The sequence below is a fragment of the Clostridium sp. Marseille-P299 genome, from assembly GCF_900078195.1.
Classification (GTDB): Bacteria; Bacillota; Clostridia; order Lachnospirales; family Lachnospiraceae; genus Lachnoclostridium.
Genome location: NZ_FJVE01000006.1, coordinates 644,255 through 663,319, shown reverse-complemented (window position 1 = coordinate 663,319; position 19,065 = coordinate 644,255). Strand labels below are relative to the sequence as shown.

At 28.7% G+C, this 19,065-nt stretch carries 14 protein-coding genes; 13 read left to right on the top strand and 1 reads right to left on the bottom strand.

Annotated elements, in window-relative coordinates:
- Window positions 1-2: 2 nt before the first annotated feature.
- From rfbA to galE, 13 genes are all read left to right on the top strand, one after another.
- Entirely contained in the window at window positions 3-881 is an 879-nt protein-coding gene (gene rfbA, locus BN4220_RS06990; RefSeq protein ID WP_066715077.1) for a glucose-1-phosphate thymidylyltransferase RfbA, read from the top strand.
- Between the two features lie 39 nt (window positions 882-920).
- Window positions 921-1,481 (top strand): dTDP-4-dehydrorhamnose 3,5-epimerase, encoded by a 561-nt coding sequence (rfbC, locus tag BN4220_RS06985; protein WP_066715076.1) that lies wholly within the window; start codon window positions 921-923, stop codon window positions 1,479-1,481.
- A gap of 1 nt (window position 1,482) precedes the next feature.
- Entirely contained in the window at window positions 1,483-2,502 is a 1,020-nt protein-coding gene (gene rfbB / locus BN4220_RS06980) for a dTDP-glucose 4,6-dehydratase (protein ID WP_066715074.1), read from the top strand.
- 121 nt (window positions 2,503-2,623) lie between these two features.
- On the top strand, window positions 2,624-3,469 hold the full coding sequence (gene rfbD, locus BN4220_RS06975) for a dTDP-4-dehydrorhamnose reductase (protein ID WP_066715072.1): 846 nt from the start codon (window positions 2,624-2,626) through the stop codon (window positions 3,467-3,469).
- Between the two features lie 39 nt (window positions 3,470-3,508).
- Window positions 3,509-4,891, top strand: a complete 1,383-nt coding sequence (locus tag BN4220_RS20450) for an ABC transporter permease (RefSeq protein ID WP_242867752.1) — start codon at window positions 3,509-3,511, stop codon at window positions 4,889-4,891.
- 12 nt (window positions 4,892-4,903) lie between these two features.
- Window positions 4,904-6,127, top strand: a complete 1,224-nt coding sequence (locus BN4220_RS06965; RefSeq protein WP_066715070.1) for an ABC transporter ATP-binding protein — start codon at window positions 4,904-4,906, stop codon at window positions 6,125-6,127.
- Window positions 6,128-6,157: 30 nt separating this feature from the next.
- On the top strand, window positions 6,158-11,167 hold the full coding sequence (locus tag BN4220_RS06960) for a glycosyltransferase (protein ID WP_066715068.1): 5,010 nt from the start codon (window positions 6,158-6,160) through the stop codon (window positions 11,165-11,167).
- A gap of 53 nt (window positions 11,168-11,220) precedes the next feature.
- Window positions 11,221-12,345, top strand: coding sequence for an acyltransferase family protein (locus BN4220_RS06955; protein WP_066715067.1), 1,125 nt, complete (start codon window positions 11,221-11,223; stop codon window positions 12,343-12,345).
- A gap of 405 nt (window positions 12,346-12,750) precedes the next feature.
- On the top strand, window positions 12,751-14,463 hold the full coding sequence (locus BN4220_RS06950) for a DUF2142 domain-containing protein (protein ID WP_197467903.1): 1,713 nt from the start codon (window positions 12,751-12,753) through the stop codon (window positions 14,461-14,463).
- Between the two features lie 30 nt (window positions 14,464-14,493).
- The gene (locus tag BN4220_RS06945; RefSeq protein ID WP_066715063.1) at window positions 14,494-15,468 is read left to right on the top strand and encodes a glycosyltransferase family 2 protein; all 975 of its coding nucleotides are present in this window, start codon (window positions 14,494-14,496) and stop codon (window positions 15,466-15,468) included.
- Window positions 15,455-15,871 (top strand): GtrA family protein, encoded by a 417-nt coding sequence (locus BN4220_RS06940; protein ID WP_066715061.1) that lies wholly within the window; start codon window positions 15,455-15,457, stop codon window positions 15,869-15,871. Before BN4220_RS06945 ends, BN4220_RS06940 begins: the two co-directional genes overlap by 14 nt.
- Window positions 15,872-15,962: 91 nt before the next feature.
- Window positions 15,963-16,559: a sugar transferase gene (locus BN4220_RS06935; RefSeq protein ID WP_066715059.1), complete on the top strand. Its 597-nt coding sequence runs from the start codon at window positions 15,963-15,965 to the stop codon at window positions 16,557-16,559.
- A gap of 183 nt (window positions 16,560-16,742) precedes the next feature.
- Window positions 16,743-17,753 carry a UDP-glucose 4-epimerase GalE gene (galE, locus tag BN4220_RS06930; protein ID WP_066715057.1) on the top strand — a complete coding sequence of 337 codons (1,011 nt, stop codon included), beginning with the start codon at window positions 16,743-16,745 and terminating at the stop codon, window positions 17,751-17,753.
- A gap of 30 nt (window positions 17,754-17,783) precedes the next feature.
- Here galE and BN4220_RS06925 read toward each other — a convergent pair whose 3' ends face one another.
- The gene (locus BN4220_RS06925; RefSeq protein WP_066715055.1) at window positions 17,784-18,782 is read right to left on the bottom strand and encodes a zinc dependent phospholipase C family protein; all 999 of its coding nucleotides are present in this window, start codon (window positions 18,780-18,782) and stop codon (window positions 17,784-17,786) included.
- Between the last annotated feature and the right edge of the window lie 283 nt (window positions 18,783-19,065).

Here is a 19,065-nt window from a genome sequence, read left to right as displayed (position 1 = left end):
AAATGAAGGGAATAATTTTAGCAGGCGGATCAGGAACAAGACTTTATCCATTGACAATGGTTACATCAAAACAATTACTACCGGTTTATGACAAACCAATGATATACTATCCTCTATCAACATTGATGCTTGCAGGAATTCAAGATATATTAATAATCTCAACACCACATGATTTACCAAATTTTAAAAAATTATTAGGTGATGGTTCTAGTTTTGGAATTAAACTAAGTTACGCGGAGCAACCATCACCAGATGGACTTGCACAGGCTTTTATTATCGGTGAAGAATTTATAGCAGGTGATTCTTGTGCAATGATACTTGGGGATAATATATTTTATGGAAATGGGCTTACTAAGCATTTAAAAGCTGCAGCATCCAAAGATTGTGGAGCTACTGTGTTTGGTTATTATGTCGATGATCCTGAACGATTTGGAATTGTAGAATTTGATGAGAATGGAAAAGCAATTTCATTAGAAGAGAAACCTAAAAATCCAAAATCAAACTATTGTGTAACGGGTTTGTATTTTTATGATAATAGAGTTTGTGAATTGGCTAAGAGAGTAAAACCTTCACATAGAGGAGAATTGGAGATTACGGATTTAAACAAATTATATTTAGAAGACGGAACACTTGATGTTATAACATTGGGAAGAGGATATGCGTGGTTAGATACGGGAACTATTGATGCATTAGCAGATTCAACTGAATTTGTTAAAGTGCTAGAAAATCGACAAGGTGTTAAGATAGCTGCAGTAGAAGAAATAGCATATAAAAATGGTTGGATAACAAAAGAGAAATTGATGGAATCTGCAAACTTGTATGGAAAATCAGCATATGGTGAGCATCTAAAACAAGTAGCTGAAGGCAAGATTATATACTAGATTTTTTAAATAAGTTTTTTGAAAGGCAAAGGTATTCTAATGAAAGTTATTAAGACAGAAGTACTCGATGTTTACATAATAGAGCCACAAGTATTTGGTGATCACAGAGGTTGGTTTATGGAAAGTTGGTCTCAAGAGAAGATGGAAAAAGAAGGCCTTTTCTATAATTTTGTTCAAGACAATCAGTCTTACTCTGCACATAAAGGAACACTTAGAGGATTACATTTTCAAAAAGGGGAAGATTCACAGGCAAAATTAGTCCGTTGTACAAAAGGAGCAGTTCTTGATGTCGCTGTAGATTTAAGAGAAGGTTCGCCAACATATAAAAAATGGGTTGCAGTAGAATTGTCTGGTGAAAATAAAAGACAATTGCTAATACCTAGAGGATTTGCTCACGGCTTTTTAACCCTTACAGATGACGTTGAATTCCTTTACAAAGCAGATAATTATTATGCTCCTAATTCAGATCGTAATATCAAATGGAATGACCCAGAGATAAACGTAGAATGGGGGATTGAAAACCCGATTATTTCTGATAAAGATTCAAAAGCACCTGAGTTGAAAGATAGTGATGTAGACTTTAAATATAAGGAGAATTAGTATGAAGATTATTGTAACAGGTGGAGCAGGTTTTATAGGTGGAAACTTTATTCATTATATGGTTAACAAATATCCAAGCGATATGATTATTTGTTTAGATGCTTTGACTTATGCTGGTAATATGGAAACTCTTGCTTCTGTAATGGACAAGCCGAATTTTAAATTTGCAAAAGGCAATATTGTAGATCGTGAATTCATCTATCAGCTATTTGAGGATGAGAATCCTGATATTATAGTGAATTTTGCAGCAGAAAGCCATGTGGATCGTTCGATAAGTGATCCTAGTATCTTCTTACAAACAAATATTATTGGTACAGGTGTACTTTTAGATGCGTGTAAAGAATATGGAATAAAGAGATATCATCAAGTATCAACAGATGAAGTTTATGGTGATCTTCCTCTTGACCGTCCAGATCTTTTCTTCACTGAAACAACACCTTTACATACATCAAGTCCGTACTCAGCATCAAAGGCTTCTGCAGATTTGCTAGTTCAAGCCTATAATAGAACTTTTAAAATTCCAACAACAATATCAAGATGTTCAAACAATTATGGACCATATCATTTCCCAGAAAAATTAATTCCGTTAATGATTGCGAATGCGCTAAATGATAAGGAATTACCAGTTTACGGGAAAGGTGATAATGTTAGAGATTGGCTCTATGTAGAAGATCATTGTATCGCTATTGATCTAATCATTCGTAAAGGAACCGTTGGTGAAGTATATAATATAGGTGGCCATAATGAAAGAACAAATCTTGAAGTAGTTAAAACTGTTCTAAAAGAATTAGGAAAAGGGGAAGAATTAATACGCTTTGTGACAGATAGAGCAGGACATGACAGACGTTATGCAATTGATCCTACAAAAATTAAAAATGAATTAGGATGGGAGCCTACAACAACATTTGATGAAGGTATAAAAAAGACAATTCAGTGGTATCTAGATAATAAACCTTGGTGGGAGAATATTATCTCTGGAGAATATCAGAATTATTATGAAAAGATGTATGCAGATAGATAGAATTATATCGCAGAATGCAAAAAACACATTCTGCGATTTGTGATGTAAAAAAGTAAATTCTTGATGTGTGTTAATTTAGTTTTGGTATGCTAAATGTAAGAATGAAAGGTAAGGTCTTAATATGAAAGTTTTAGTGACTGGAGTCAAAGGTCAGTTAGGATTCGATGTAATCAAATGTTTAAATGATAGAAATATAGATAATATTGGTGCTGATATTGAAGAATTTGATATAACAGATAAAGAAGCCACTAGAGAATTTATCATAAAAAGTAAAGCGGATGTTATAATACATTGTTCAGCTTATACGGCAGTTGATCGTGCAGAAGATGAGAAAGAAATATGTAAAAAAGTAAATGTAGATGGGGTTAAAAATATATCAGATGTCTGTAAAGAAATTAACGCAAAGATGGTATATATCAGTACAGATTACGTTTTTCCGGGGGTAGGTGAAGACTTTTATGAAGTTGATGACCAAACTGCTCCATTAAGCCAGTATGGAAAAACAAAGCTTCAAGGAGAAGAAGTGGTAAGATCTCTATTAGATAAATATTTTATTGTACGTATCTCATGGGTGTTTGGCGTTAATGGTAATAATTTTGTGAAAACAATGTTACGTTTAGGAAAAGAAAGAGATGAAATCAATGTAGTAGCAGACCAATTCGGATCTCCTACTTATACAGCAGATTTGGCACCACTTTTATGTGATATGATAATGACTGAAAAATATGGAACGTATCATGCAACTAACGAAGGGGTTTGTTCATGGGCTGATTTTACGGAAGAGATTTTTAAAGTTGCTGGCTATAAAACAAGAGTAAATCATATTACGACGGAAGAATATCCAACTAAGGCGGTGAGACCTAAAAATTCTAGACTTTCAAAAGAAAAACTAGAAGAGAGTGGATTCCGAAAATTACCTAAATGGAAAGATGCAGTGAGAAGATACATGAAAGAGATTAAGTATTAATAATTTATGTTATTATAAATGCAAATGAATGGAGTAAACATGAGAATAAGCGTAAAGAAACTAATATTAACTTTAGCTTGTATTATAGTGTCAAATTTTATTATAGTAAATTATTTTTATATTAATGAAGGTTCTTATTCCTTAGATTTTGCTTTTCAATCGGATAAAGATGAGGAAGTTCAAATCTTTTATAATAAAAAAGAGGATAAAGAAGACTGGAAAGAACAAAATTCTATTAAAGTTAACTACAATCATAATGAAAAATTGAAAAATATAAATATAGAAATACCATTAGATTCATTATATCTTAGATTTGATTTTGGTAATAATGAAGGTATTAAAAATATTAGTGATATTAGGTTAAGCTATAAAACATACAATACAATTTTAGATAAGAATATATTTATTGATAAGAATAATCAACAAAATATCAAAAGTTTAGAATATTTTAATGGGAATTTTCAATTAATAGCAGAGAATAGTGACCCATTTATTGTATTTAAATTAAGTGATACAATATATAGTAGTATTTATAATCAATATAGAATATTAAATTTAACTGTGCAAATTATTTTATGTTGTATTATTGATATCATTATAATGCTTTGTATAAAACACATTTATCCATTATATGAACTATTTCATAATTTATTTAAAGATAAAACTTTAATGTGGAGATTATCAAAAAATGATTTTAAAACAAAATATGCTGGGTCTTATTTGGGAATAATATGGGCATTTATTCAACCGATTGTAACGATATTAGTCTATTGGTTTGTATTTGAATATGGTTTGAAAAACGGATCACCAATTGAAGGTGTGCCATATATTCTATGGTTTATAGCTGGGTTAGTACCTTGGTTTTTTATCCAGGAAGCAATAAATAGTGGAACAAGTAGCTTAGTAGATTATAGCTATTTAGTTAAAAAGATTGTTTTTAATATTGATATATTGCCAATAGTTAAGATTATTTCATCTTTTTATGTTCACTTAGTGTTTATTGGTTTTGCGATTATAATGTTTATATTAAAAGGGAATCTACTAAATGTTTATTCTTTGCAGCTATTTTATTATATCTTTTGCACTATATTTTTATTGATTGGAGTATCTTATATAACTTGTTCAATTTACGCATTTTTTAAAGACTTATCACAAATAATCGGAATAATTTTACAGATACTTATGTGGATGACCCCTATATTATGGAGTAATACCATACTTACTGGTAATTTGAGATTGTTAGCCGTACTTAATCCTATTTTCTACATAACAGAAGGTTATAGAGATTCATTAATAAATAAGGTATGGTTTTGGGATAAGCCAATACAATCATTATACTTTTGGTGTTTCACCATCGTAATGCTAGTTGTAGGTAGCACTGTATACAAAAAGTTAAAACAACATTTCGCTGATGTATTATAGAAAGGATATAACATGGGGAAATTAATGATTGAGATTGAAGAATTATTTAAGGTATATAAGCTATATGATCGACCTTTAGATAGAATGAAGGAATCTCTGAGCTTTAAAAATAAAGAGTATCATAATAAACACTATGCATTAAACAATATATCCTTTAAAGTTGAAAAGGGTGAGAATATTGGTATAGTTGGAACAAATGGTTCTGGAAAATCAACACTTTTAAAGATTATAACAGGAGTTTTGTCCCCTACTTCAGGAAAAGTTGCAGTAAAGGGAAAAATATCAGCATTACTTGAACTTGGTGCTGGGTTTAATAGTGAATATACTGGAATAGAAAATATATATTTAAACGGTACTATTATGGGGTATACAAAAGAGGAGATGGACAAGCGTTTAGATGATATTGTTCAGTTTGCAGATATTGGAGAATTTATTAATCAACCAGTAAAAACATATTCTTCAGGGATGTTCGCCAGGTTAGCTTTTGCAGTAGCTATAAATGTTGAACCTGAAATTTTGATTGTGGATGAAGCACTTTCGGTTGGAGATATGCATTTTCAAATTAAATGTATGAATAAAATGAAAAGTATGATGCAAGGAGGAACTACAGTTTTATTTGTTTCTCATGATACAAATGCTATTAGAAGATTTTGTACAAAAGCTATATGGTTGAATAACGGAGAAATTAAATTAGTGGGTGAAGTAAACGAAGTTATTGATAAATATTTAGATTTTCTTAAATTAGGAGAACTTGAAGATTTAGGAGAAATTAAAAATAGTTCTATCGAAAATACTGAAAAAGAGTTTACGCCTGGTGATAATATAGCAGAGATTATTAACTTCGAAATTTTAAATGAAAACAATCAATCTGTAGAAGAAATAAAATATGATGAGTATATTAAAATAAGGGTAACATACGATGTTTATGATGAAAATTTGAGTGAGCCAGTTATCGGTATAGCGCTATTAGGTATAGATGATGATTATATGTGTGGATTAAATACTTTACTTGATGGTATAGAGATACCATGGAAGTATGGAAGAAATAAAATAACCTTAGAGTATCCTTATGGCCTTCGATCAAATGGGGGGCAATATTATTTTAATGTTGCATTATTTGAAGAAACTGCTACTGTACCGATTCACTATATAGATATGATTAAGAAAATAAATGTAGTTTCAGATTATAGTGGAGAGGGACGATATATTATTCCTCATAAATGGTTTGACAACTGATTATCATTACCTAAAAATAGGAGAGAAAAAATGAATTCCAAATATAATAGTTATTTTTTTAATGAATTTTATGAAAATAATGGTGGTGGAAATTACATGGATAGAGAACAATGGACACCTTTATTTAATAAAATTGCAGATGAAATTATTGAATTATACAATCCTAAGACTGTACTTGATGCTGGATGTGCAATGGGATATTTAGTGGAAGCTTTAAGGGATCGAGGAGTAGAAGCCTATGGTTTTGATATATCTGAGTATACAATTGCAAGGGTTAGAGAAGATATAAAACCATACTGCTTTGTTCATTCAATTGATGAGGCATTACCAGAAAATATACCACAGAAATTTGATTTAATAATTACAATAGAAGTATTAGAACACCTTTATCCAGAAAAAGGAAAAGAGGCTATACAAAATTTATGTAACTATACTAACACAATAATTTTTACTTCTACTCCTGATGATATTGAAGATTGTACACATGTTAATGTACAACTCTTAGAATATTGGGCAAGAATATTTGCGGATAATTCATTTTATAGAAATCTGGTAACTGATGTTAGTTTTATATGTCCTTGGGCAGTGGTTTTTGAAAAAAGACGTGATATTGAAAATATTATTTATGAATATGAAATGAAATTAAGGATAGACATTGACTCATTAAAGCAAAACAAGTTATCTAGTAAAATATATTATGATTTAGGGGATGGATTCAATGAATCACATACTTATAAATATAATGATTGCATCAAAAATAATCATTTGGATTTAAAAGTTGAATCGATTGAAAATTATAAGTCTATTCGTATAGATCCAATTGAAGCGGCAATCTGTATTTTAAAAAACTTAAGAATTATAAATTCAAATGGAAATACTATTCAATATTTAACGAATGGATTTCATATAGGTAATTATTTGCTTTTTAATAATACCGACCCTAATATAACCATACAATTTAATGAAAAAGATAGTGGATATATAAAAGTAACTGCAGATATATTAGTTATAAATGAAATTGAATATATTGATATATTTGATAAGTTATTGGAGTATTCAAAAACTACATTATATATTAACCAGATTGAAGATCATAATAAGAAATTACAAGAAACCAATGATAAACTTATAAATGAAAAGAATGCTTTGGAAAATCGATTCCATGCTTTAATAGAGAGTAATAATTCTATATTAGAACAATCTAGGGTGGATATATGTAAATTTTCAGATAAAGTTTCACAACTAGAAGATAAGATAGATAATACCTTTAATTACAATAATTATCTTAAAGGTATAATTGAAACATTAAAACATGAAAATGAAGAATTAGAAAATAAAAATAGTGAATTAGAAAATAAAAATGGTGAGTTAGAAAATAAAAATAATCAATTAGAAAAAGAGAAGAATTATTTTATTGAGCATCATCACGCTGCATTAGTGGAAAAAGATGCCGTGAGAGAAGAATTGACTTTGGTTTATACTTCAAAAAGTTGGAAAATTTTAAATATATTTAAACAGATAAAAAATAAATTCAAAAAAAAAAATAAAATAGAATTAAGTGATTTTTATTATGGTATTGACTGTTTAGAAATAAACAATGATGTCTTGAATGTTGTTGGGTGGGTATTTAATTCTAATAATTTAATTGAAGACTTAAAAGTAAAGTTAATTAGTAATAGAAATGAATATAGTGTTGATGTAAAAGATCGAATTATAAGGGATGACGTATACAATGTTTATAAAAATGAAAATGCAAAAAATAGTGGATTTTCAATTAAGTGTAGTATATCTAATTATAAAAAATTAAAAATATATATTGAATGTACAGTAAATGGAAAAGTGTCTTTAATACTTCTCAATAAGATAAATAATCCATTGAGAAAAAGGATAAATTTATTTATTAAGAAGATAAATAAAAGGAATATAAAGACTGCGTTAACTTTATTAAAAGATGGAGAAATAAAAGAGATAAGAAATATTTTAGGTTTTAAAATTTCTACTACTAGTGATGTATCTACACCTAGAGAAAATATTATTGAACTTATTGAAAAGAATGTAAATGATCTGTATATCAATAGCGATGAAAATAATGAGAAAATAGATATTATAGTACCTGTTTATAATGGATATGATTATTTCGAGGCGTTGTTTAATTCAGTTAAAAGAACTAAAATGAAATATCGTTTGATAATTATAAATGATAAAAGTACAGATTCTAGAATAGCACCTTTCTTAGATAACTTAAGGAAAAAAGAGAATAATGTAATTGTACTTGAAAATGAAGAAAATTTAGGGTTTGTTAAAACAGTAAATAAAGGACTCAAATTTAGTACAAATCATATTGTTTTATTGAATACAGACGTTGAATTACCTGAATATTGGTTAGAAAGACTTATGGCTCCAATCTTATTAGATAACAGTGTGGCCACTACAACGCCATTTACTACATGTGGTACAATATGTAGTTTTCCTAATTTTTGTGAAGATAATGTTATTTTTGAAAATTTAGATGTAAATTCAATTGATAGTCAGTTTCAAAGAATAAATCCAACTTTTGAAATAATTCCGACGGGAGTTGGTTTTTGTATGGGCATGAGTAGAGATGCAATTAAGAGCGTAGGATTATTAGATGATGATACATTCATTAGAGGGTATGGCGAAGAAAATGATTGGTGTCAAAGAGCTATAAAAGCAGGATTTAAAAATGTACATGTTGAAAATCTATTTGTGTATCATAAACATGGTGGAAGTTTTATGAGTTCTGAGAAGAAAGAACTTCTAGAAAAGAATAAAAAACTTCTTTTAAAAAAGCACCCAAATTATGATATTGATGTAGCTAAATATTGTGAAAAGGATCCCGTTAAAAAAATTAGAGATTTAATGATAATGGCAATAAGCTGTAATATTGTGGAAAATAAAGTAGTGTTTGCCTTTGATCATAATATTGGAGGGGGAGCATCTGCTTATCTTAATAATAAAGTAAAAGCTATTATCAGTGAAGGAAATAGTATTTTTATATGTAAATATGATATTGGTAGAAACAATTATACACTTGATTATTATTTTAAAGATTATAAGTTAGCTTATTACTTTAATAATATCGAAGAAGTTTTACAGATTTTTGATATATTTCATATCAATAAAATATGGATAAATGAGTTAGTTACATATCCGAATTTGTATAATCTTTTTGATATAATATTAAAAATAAAAGAAAGCAAAGATATTAGTTTAACATTTTTATTACATGACTTTTATTCAATTTGTCCTTCTACAAATTTAATAAATTATAAAGGGGAATATTGTGGAATCCCTAATATAAGCGATTGTGAAAAATGTATAGTTAATAATATGAAATTTAATAATTATTTGCAATATGAAAGTATGTCAGTATGGAGGATTAAATGGAAAAAGTTATTAGAAAATTGTGATGAAATTATAGGATTTTCCAATAACTCTATTAGTCTTTTAAAAAAATCTTATGGAGATTTGCCTAATATTAAGCTAATTCCTCATCAGGTAAATTATTTAGTTGATTTGAATCATAAGTATAAAGTAACTAAAACATTAAATATAGGTCTTTTAGGGGTTCTTAGCGAACATAAAGGGGTAAAAATAATTAAAGAATTATTGAATATTATCGAATCAAGAAATCTTAACATTAATATTATTCTTATTGGGGAGTCAATGGAAAAAATGGAAAGTAACCATTTTATTCAAACTGGTAAATATAAGCCCGAAGAAATACCTAAATTAGTTTTAAGTTATGATATAGATATATTTTTCATTACATCGATTTGGCCAGAGACTTTTTCGTATACAACGGAAGAAGCTATGAAAATGGGATATCCAGTGGCTGTTTTTGATATTGGGGCGCCAGCAGAAAGAGTAGGAGAGTATAAAAAAGGTATAATAATTCCTAAAATTGATGCTTCTGTAGCTTTAGATTGTATATTAAATTATTATAAGAATAGCTATAGTGAGCTTATAAGTATGGTGGACAAAAAAGAAGTTCTCTTTATTGCTGAATATATATCATTTTCGTCACGTTATAGGGTAGAACATTTTATCGAACAATTACTGACACTTGGAATTGTGTCAAAGTTTATTGAAACCAAAGATCTGAATAATGTTGATTTAAATATGTATCAATCGGTAGTAATTTATAGGTGTTCAATTACTGATAGTATTAGAGAATTTGTAGAAAAGTGCCATAGATATAATATAAAGGTATTTTATGATATAGATGATTTTATTTTTAATTATGATAAAATAAAATCTCTCGAGTTTTTAAAACATCCTGAATATAAAGATTTTGAGAACTATTCACATAATATTTTTGAATGTATGAAATTATGTGATGGTTTTTTGACTTCTACCAAACATATGAAAGATGCTATAAGTGCTGATTTTCCGAATATACCTGTTTGTGTAAATAGAAATGTTGCAAGTCTTGAAATGTTGACATTATCTCTGAGAGCTATAGAAGATAAAGATAGTAATAAAGAAAGAATTGTATTGGGATATTTTAGTGGATCCAATACGCATAATGCAGATTTTGAGATAATTAGCCAGGCTTTAATAAAAATAATGGAAAAGTATCCAAATGTATACTTAAAAACTGGTGGTTGCTTAGAAATAGATGAGCAATTTAATAAATATAGCAATAGGCTTGAGCATTTTGATTTTATGGACTGGAGAAATTTACCTAAAGAAATTGCTTCGATTGACATTAACTTAATGCCGTTAGAAAATACTTTTTTTCATGCTTGTAAATCTGAAAATAAATGGACAGAGGCGGCATTGGTAAAGGTTCCTACAGTTGCAAGTTATAATGACGAATTGGCATTAGTTATTAACGATGGTGTTGATGGATATTTATGCAAAAATAGAGAGGAATGGTTAAAAGCGTTGGTTATATTAATCGAGAATAAAGAATTAAGGCAAAAAGTTGCTAGCAAAGCACATGAGAGAGTATTAAAAAGTTATATAACTAATAATAGTGGAAGTGAAGCAAAGAATTTTATCTTAAGATCATAATGTAAAATGATAATTAATAAATCTTTTAGATCATTTTGGGAGGAATAAGTTAAATGTTAGCAAAGCATAAAGGGGTTATCTCATTTGAAGATAAATATAATTATAAGAATAATTCAATGGATATAATTAGGCTTATATTAGCAGTAATTGTTTTATATGGACATACGTACCCTGTTTTATATGGTCCAACGTTAAGTAGCCCTACAGGTGCTAAAGATTTTTTAGCCATTTTTTCTAGAGAGCAGATAGGATCTGGTTCTGTTGCTGTATATATGTTTTTTATTATTAGTGGTTTTCTAATCACTCAGAGTATGATGAATTCAAAAAGTAATAAAGATTACATTATAAAGAGGGGCTTAAGAATATTTCCTGCTCTATTCTTTTCTTTAGTATTAAGCGTATTTATTTTAGGACCAATAGTAAGTGAATTAGATTTTATTGAGTATTTAAGAACAGGTGATCCATTCAAATATCTATTTTATAATGTAACTTTTGGTATTTTTGGTTTTCACTATTCATTAGCAGATGTATTTAGTAAAAACCCTTTTCCAAGTAGTATAAATGCATCTATGTGGACCTTGCCCTATGAAGTTGCTTGCTATTTTTTTATCATGTTTATTTCCACGTATAGTGTCTTGAAAAAAAGAGAACGTATGAAACTAATATACATAATCAGCTTATTACTAGTATTTTATAATATACGTTTTGGAAAAGCTCCTATTATAATTGATGATGTATTTTGGTTGTTTGGAACTAGTAGAGTTAATTCCTTAATTGAATTGGGGTATTATTTTATAGCAGGATCAATGATATACTGTTATAAAGATAAAATTAAGTATAATAAAAATATATTTTTACTATTTACTATTTTACTAATTTTATCAGCTCGTTATGGATATGTTAAGTATAGTTTATTATTGTTATTACCTTATGTAACTATGTATATATGTTTACTTAGACCATTTATGAACATAAAAAAGTATGGAGACTGGTCATATGGAATATATATATATGCATTTCCAATTCAACAATTTTTAGCTTTATATTTTAAAGACAAATTAGGTTTTTCTACTTTTTTTGTATTGTCTAGCATAGTTGTTTTATTAGTATCTATCTTATCATGGAATATAATAGAGAAACCTATATTGAACTTAAAGAATAAATTAGTTAAGGTTTAAGCAATTATTAACTATTATTAATTTGAATGAATGTTATTGTACTGTATGGCAATATCAATTCTGACTTAGAGCGTTTTGGTCTGTGCTTTTGACATATACTTAGATGTTTTCTAAATAGTGGTTTATACGTATGTATAAACCACTATTACATATAAATTTACATATAAAACAATTAAATAAGGAGCTATAAATAAAGTGAAAAAAAATATTATAAAGTATAGTGGTATAACTTTATTCATCTATTTCTTAATGATTATATTTATATATAATATTAATAGAAATACAGAAACTACAATTTGGACAAGTAGTGATATCGCTCCATCAAGTTATGTAGGTCCGATATTAAACAATATGTATTTGGAACAAAAGTTTATGTCCGATAAAAATACATTAGAAGGAATATCTTTGTTATTTGGAACCTTTGCGAGGGAAAATACCTCGAATTTGATGATAACTTTACTAGAAGGTAAAAATGAGATTCAAAAATGGGAAATTAATACTAGTAAATTAGGTGATAATGAGTATTATAATTTTGTTCTTGATAAAAAGCTAAAGAATACTAAAAATAATGAATATATTATAAGGATTGAAACTGATGCTGATAGTGATAGTAATGCTATCGCAGCTTATCAAAATACAAATATTCCAAATAGTGATCTTATAGTTTCAGGTGAAGAAAAAGTTGGATCAAGTTTATGCTATAAATTAATTTATAGTTATAATGATAAAAATTTAATTTTATATATATGCATTATAATTACGACTATTCTATTTATAATTATAAGTATTTTATTATACTTAAGAGATATTAAAATTCAAAATATTTATTTGATATTATTTGTTTGTCTAAGCATATTTTATCAATTTGTACTCCCACCGAATCGAATACCTGATGAACCATCTCATTTTTTCAGAGCATATGAAATATCTGAGGGGCATCTCATTTCTGATAAAAATAATGAGGGTGCCGGAGGAAGAGAGTTGCCAATTGGATTGAATACATTTGGAACGCATATGAGGATAAGTGAGGTTAAGGAATTATCAAATGAAAATATTAGTTCGGATAGAACGTTTTTAACATTTTCCAATACCTCTTTATATGCACCTATATCTTATATGCCACAAGCAATAGGTATTTTTATAGGTAGATTAATTACAAATAATGTTCTTGCTCTTGAGTATTTTGGTCGAATTCTCAATATGATTTCGATTATTGTAATAACTTACTTGTCAATAAAATATATTCCATATGGTAAAAAAATTATGTTGTTAATTTCATTATTACCAATGAATATTCATGAATCAATTTCACTAGCACCCGATGGAATGGTTGTAGCACTTTCATTTGCTATGATATCATTTGCATTATATTTAAGATATAATGTCTCAAAGTTACAAAGAAAACATTATGTTTTAATGTATATATTGGCTATTGTTATAAGTCTATATAAAATTGTCTATGTTCCGTTTTGTTTAGTTTTTTTCTTAATACCTAAGGATAAATTTGGTGATAAAAAAAATTATTTTAAACATATTATACAGGTTTTATTAACAGTTATGGTAGTAAGTATTGTTTGGCTTGTGATATCTTCTAATTATTTAATAGAATTTAATCCAGGAGTTGATAGTGCTAGCCAAGTAAAATTGATTCTTACAAGACCTTTATACTATATTGTTGCTTTAGTACGAACATATATTAATAACGGTGAAATGTTTTTATATACAATGTTAGGTACACAAATGGGATGGTTAGATATTCCTATTAATCACATTGTTTTACTTTTATATTTATTAGTATTAATTATTGCAACCTTTATTGATAATAAGTCTTATAGTAGTAATCTAATTAATGAGAAATACATTTATTTTGGTTTAGTATTTTCAATTATAATGTTAATTTCTACAAGCTTATATGTACAATGGACGCCCGTGGGTTCAACATTAATATCAGGAATTCAAGGTAGATATTTTATTCCTATTATATTTCCTATATTGATATTAGTACAATCCCAAAATATAACAGTAAATATAAAAGAGATAACAAATAAATTGATGTATTTAATGGTATTTGGTTTAAATATATGTGTAATAGTTTCAGTTTTACATTATAACATTTAAGTTTCAGTTAAAATAAAGGAGTACAAGACAATGGATAAAATAGCAGTTTTAGTGCCTTGTTACAATGAAGAAAAAACAATTGAGAAAGTTGTTAGAGATTATAAAGAAGCCTTACCAGAAGCGACAATCTATGTTTATGATAATAATTCTAAAGATAAAACAGTAGAAATAGCTAAAAGAGCTGGTGCAGTTGTACGATATGAATATCAGCAGGGAAAAGGGAATGTAATCCGAAGAATGTTCCGTGATATAGACGCAGAATGCTATATAATGGTGGATGGAGATGATACATATCCTGCTGAATTTGCTAGGGAAATGGTACAAAAGGTATTAGAAAGAAACGTAGATATGGTTGTAGGAGATCGTTTATCATCAACATATTTTACAGAGAATAAAAGACCTTTTCATAATTTTGGTAATAGTATTGTACGTAAAAGTATAAATCATTTATTTAAGTGCGATATTAAAGATATTATGACAGGGTATAGAGCGTTTAGTTATCAATTCGTTAAAACATTTCCTGTATTATCAAAGGGATTTGAGATTGAAACAGAGATGAGTATTCATGCTGTAGACAAAAATATGTCGGTTGAAAATGTTATAATTGAATATAGGGATAGACCAGATGGAAGTGAATCAAAACTAAATACATATTCAGACGGTTTTAAAGTCTTAAAAACAATAGGACGCTTGTATAAAAACTATAAACCACTTGGTTTTTTCACATCATTAGCAGCTGTCCTTACAGTAATTGCTTTATTGCTATTTATTCCAATCGTAAGTATTTACTTAAAAACGGGACTAGTACCTAATTTCCCAACTTTAATAGTAACTGGTTTTATTGAATTGGCTGCAATACAAGCATTTTTTGCAGGATTAATCTTATCAACAATTTCAGAAAAGAATCGTCAAGATTTTGAAGGGAGATTGCATGAGATTAATATACAATATAAAAGCTTAATAAATGATATTATGTCTAAGGAAGAAAAGAATGAAGAATATTAAATCCAAAGTTGATATTAATAGAATTACAGAGATTATACGCTTTATAATTAACGGTGGTATCAGCTTTGTTGTTGATTATGGTGTGATGATATTATTAACAGAATTATTTGGCATTCACTATTTAATATCATCTGGTATCAGTTTTACATTATCAGTAATAGTTAATTACGTTATCTGTGTATTGTGGGTATTTGATAAAGTAAAAAAAAGGACATTAAAAGGAATACTTATTTTTGTAGTTTCTAGCATTGTGGGATTAATATTAAATCAAATGTTGATGTGGCTACTTGTAAGTAAGTTAGAAGTATTCTATATGATAGCAAAGATAGTAGCAACTATTTTAGTAATGATATGGAATTATATAATGAAAAGAAAAGCAGTGGTAATGGATAATAATTTATAAATTGGATTATTAGTGAGCTTATTTTTGTAGAATGTACAAGAATATTATTAATAAAAGGACTTAATTTTACAATAGAATTGAAGGGTTTATGATGAATTATCGTATTATAAAGAGAATAATAGACATTATTGCATCTATTGCAGGTTTAATATTAGTTTCTCCTTTATATTTAATTTTAATGATAGCAATAAAGTTAGATTCAAAAGGACCTATACTATTTAAACAAAAGAGGATCGGTATAAATAAAAGCTATTTCTATATATATAAATTCCGTACAATGAGAATTGATACTCCAAAGGATTGTCCTACACATTTGCTAAAGAATCCGGAGAACTATATAACCAGAGTAGGAAAGTTTCTTAGAAAAACAAGTTTAGATGAGTTACCTCAAATTATTAATATTCTAAGAGGTGAAATGAGCTTTATTGGACCAAGACCAGCTTTGTGGAATCAAGAAGATTTAATTAGTGAAAGAGATAAGTATGGTGCAAATGACATCGTTCCTGGTCTTACTGGTTGGGCGCAGATAAATGGTAGAGACGAGCTTGAAATTCCAGTAAAGGCAAAGTTAGATGGGGAGTATGTAGAAAAAATGAGTTTGCTTTTTGATGCAAAATGTTTTTTGGGAACTATAAAAAGTGTATTAAAAAGTGAAGGAGTTCAAGAAGGTGGCCCCAAAGATAGATAATAACAAAATTATATTTTATAAATATATTTTTATAACATCATATAATCTATTTAATTGTTTCACTTTAAAATATAATTTCTTTCAAAGACTAATTCATCATTGTCCGAAAGTTTCAGCAGAATAAAGCAGTGAAACATTTTAAATAAAATTTAATGAAATTATATTGCGCAGCTTGGAGGTCATATGAATATCTTAGTTACTGGTGGTGCTGGATATATTGGTAGCCATACATGTTTAGAATTATTAACACTAGGGCATGAAGTGATCGTTGTTGATAATTTAAGTAATTCAAGTAATGAATCATTACAAAGAGTTGAAAAACTTATGAATAAGTCAATCATATTTTATAACATTGATATGAGAGACTATAATAAGCTCGAAAAAGTTTTTAAGGAACAAGAGTTTGATGCTGTCATCCATTTTGCAGGATTAAAAGCAGTAGGAGAATCTGTTCAATTCCCATTAGAATACTACGAAAATAACATAATCTCTACAATAAACTTACTGAAATTAATGAAAAAGTACAGTGTTTTCAATCTGATTTTTTCATCTTCAGCGACCGTTTATGGAAAACCTAAGAGTGTACCAATAAATGAAGAATTTGCCTTATCTACGACTAACCCATACGGCTCATCAAAACTTTTTATTGAACAAATATTACAAGATACATTTGTTTCAGATAATCGTTTTTCGATAGTTATTTTACGCTACTTTAATCCGATAGGAGCTCATGAAAGTGGTGAGATTGGTGAAAATCCACATGGAATACCAAATAACTTACTACCGTACATTTCCCAGGTGGCTATTGGTAAAACAGATTTTGTTCGTGTATTTGGAAATAACTATCCAACAAAAGATGGAACGGGGGTGCGTGATTATATTCATGTTGTGGATTTGGCAAAAGGCCATATCCGTGCATTAGAAAAGAAAGCAAATACTCATGGAGTTCATATATATAATCTTGGTACTGGAAAAGGATATTCCGTTCTTGATGTTATCAATGCTTTTTCAAAAGCTTGTGGAAAAGAGATTCCATATAAAATTGTAGGACCTCGCGCGGGGGATATCGCAGAATGTTATTCTGACTCTACAAAGGCTTTTAAAGAGCTTGGTTGGCAAGCAACTTATGACTTAGAGCAAATGTGCATCGATGCTTGGAACTGGCAAAGTAAAAATCCAAATGGATATAATTAAAGCAAGCTAAATAAAATTAACCCAAAAACCTCACTCACAAGAAAGTCCGCTATGATAAGAAAGATTACCCAAAGTTTTAAGTAACACTTCTTTCTTTTCTCTGCGGGCTTTTTTATCTTTCGCTAACATCGATCTCGCATAATCATTCAAAACAGCCTCATAGTCAACAAATTTTACCCCTGCCTCCTCCATAAGTTCAGGTACAGACTGGGTTGACGTCTTAGTAGTGTCCCAAGGATTTTTCCACTTAATCTTTAATTGATTGTTCGCATCAATACTATCATCATAATAATCTAGTCCAATCAGATGAGAAACAACTACTTCTTTCATTAAATGCTTTTCAAACAAATGTGTTAATCTTTTCTTCAGTCCTACCTTATCATGTAAAAACCAAGTTCCTATCTTAATTGAGAGAATAGAAAATAGTAAAGAAAATCGATGGGTTTGATAAATATGCTCTTCTTTCTTACCATTAAAATATGTTCTATTCACAGCTTTCACCATAAGAGCAGAAAGTAAGTGGTATTCACGTTTTGACAAAGTAAGAGTTCTTGTTTGGCGGAATTTTGACGGTTTTTTACCTAAATGCTCTTCTAATAATATCGTATCCATTAATCCTTCGATATACGTGTGCATGCTAAAGGACTCCTTCACACGTTTTGGATCATTTGGTACGTAGTGGGAGCGATCATAAACATACGGATGCACGATTGTGTCAAGGGTATAGTGGCAGACAAAACCATAAAAGTAAGAAAGAGCAGTAACTCGATCTGCAGGGTTACGGAGTTTTTCTGCTAAGGTTAAATAATTTCTGAAAAATTGGCTCACTTTTGTTTCGTGCATTAACTTCCCAATGTTTCGGTCTTCAGAAAATAAAATATGAAATGGATTATAGAAAAACAAATCGGGACCTTGCAAACCAAAGCGGTAAGGTCCTAGATTTTGTTTTAACATATGTTTTATGGAAGTGTCCGATAATTGATGAAACATTTGAACACCAAAAATATAATGAGCTGTAAATCCCGGCATAATTATTCTCCTATAAATGATTAAGATTAATATAGGATTTGCAATATTTTAGTATATATACAAAATATTGAAACATAGATAAATTTTATTTTTTAGATGGACATAGAATAATACCTCAAACCATGAATAAGAATGAAAACCACAAACCCAAACCACAAATCAAGATGGCAACCCAAAATTACAAATCAAAACCGCAAGCTCAACCACAAATGAAAATCATAATCCCGAACTAGAAACTCAAACTGCAAATTAAACTACAAACCCAAATTAGAAGCAAATACCA

Coding starts and splice junctions, on each gene's coding strand:
- rfbA (WP_066715077.1), top strand. CDS start 3: ATGAAGGGAATAATTTTAGCAGGCGGATCAGGAACAAGACTTTATCCA.
- rfbC (WP_066715076.1), top strand. CDS start 921: ATGAAAGTTATTAAGACAGAAGTACTCGATGTTTACATAATAGAGCCA.
- rfbB (WP_066715074.1), top strand. CDS start 1,483: ATGAAGATTATTGTAACAGGTGGAGCAGGTTTTATAGGTGGAAACTTT.
- rfbD (WP_066715072.1), top strand. CDS start 2,624: ATGAAAGTTTTAGTGACTGGAGTCAAAGGTCAGTTAGGATTCGATGTA.
- BN4220_RS20450 (WP_242867752.1), top strand. CDS start 3,509: ATGAGAATAAGCGTAAAGAAACTAATATTAACTTTAGCTTGTATTATA.
- BN4220_RS06965 (WP_066715070.1), top strand. CDS start 4,904: ATGGGGAAATTAATGATTGAGATTGAAGAATTATTTAAGGTATATAAG.
- BN4220_RS06960 (WP_066715068.1), top strand. CDS start 6,158: ATGAATTCCAAATATAATAGTTATTTTTTTAATGAATTTTATGAAAAT.
- BN4220_RS06955 (WP_066715067.1), top strand. CDS start 11,221: ATGTTAGCAAAGCATAAAGGGGTTATCTCATTTGAAGATAAATATAAT.
- BN4220_RS06945 (WP_066715063.1), top strand. CDS start 14,494: ATGGATAAAATAGCAGTTTTAGTGCCTTGTTACAATGAAGAAAAAACA.
- BN4220_RS06940 (WP_066715061.1), top strand. CDS start 15,455: ATGAAGAATATTAAATCCAAAGTTGATATTAATAGAATTACAGAGATT.
- BN4220_RS06935 (WP_066715059.1), top strand. CDS start 15,963: ATGAATTATCGTATTATAAAGAGAATAATAGACATTATTGCATCTATT.
- galE (WP_066715057.1), top strand. CDS start 16,743: ATGAATATCTTAGTTACTGGTGGTGCTGGATATATTGGTAGCCATACA.
- BN4220_RS06925 (WP_066715055.1), bottom strand. CDS start 18,782: ATGCCGGGATTTACAGCTCATTATATTTTTGGTGTTCAAATGTTTCAT.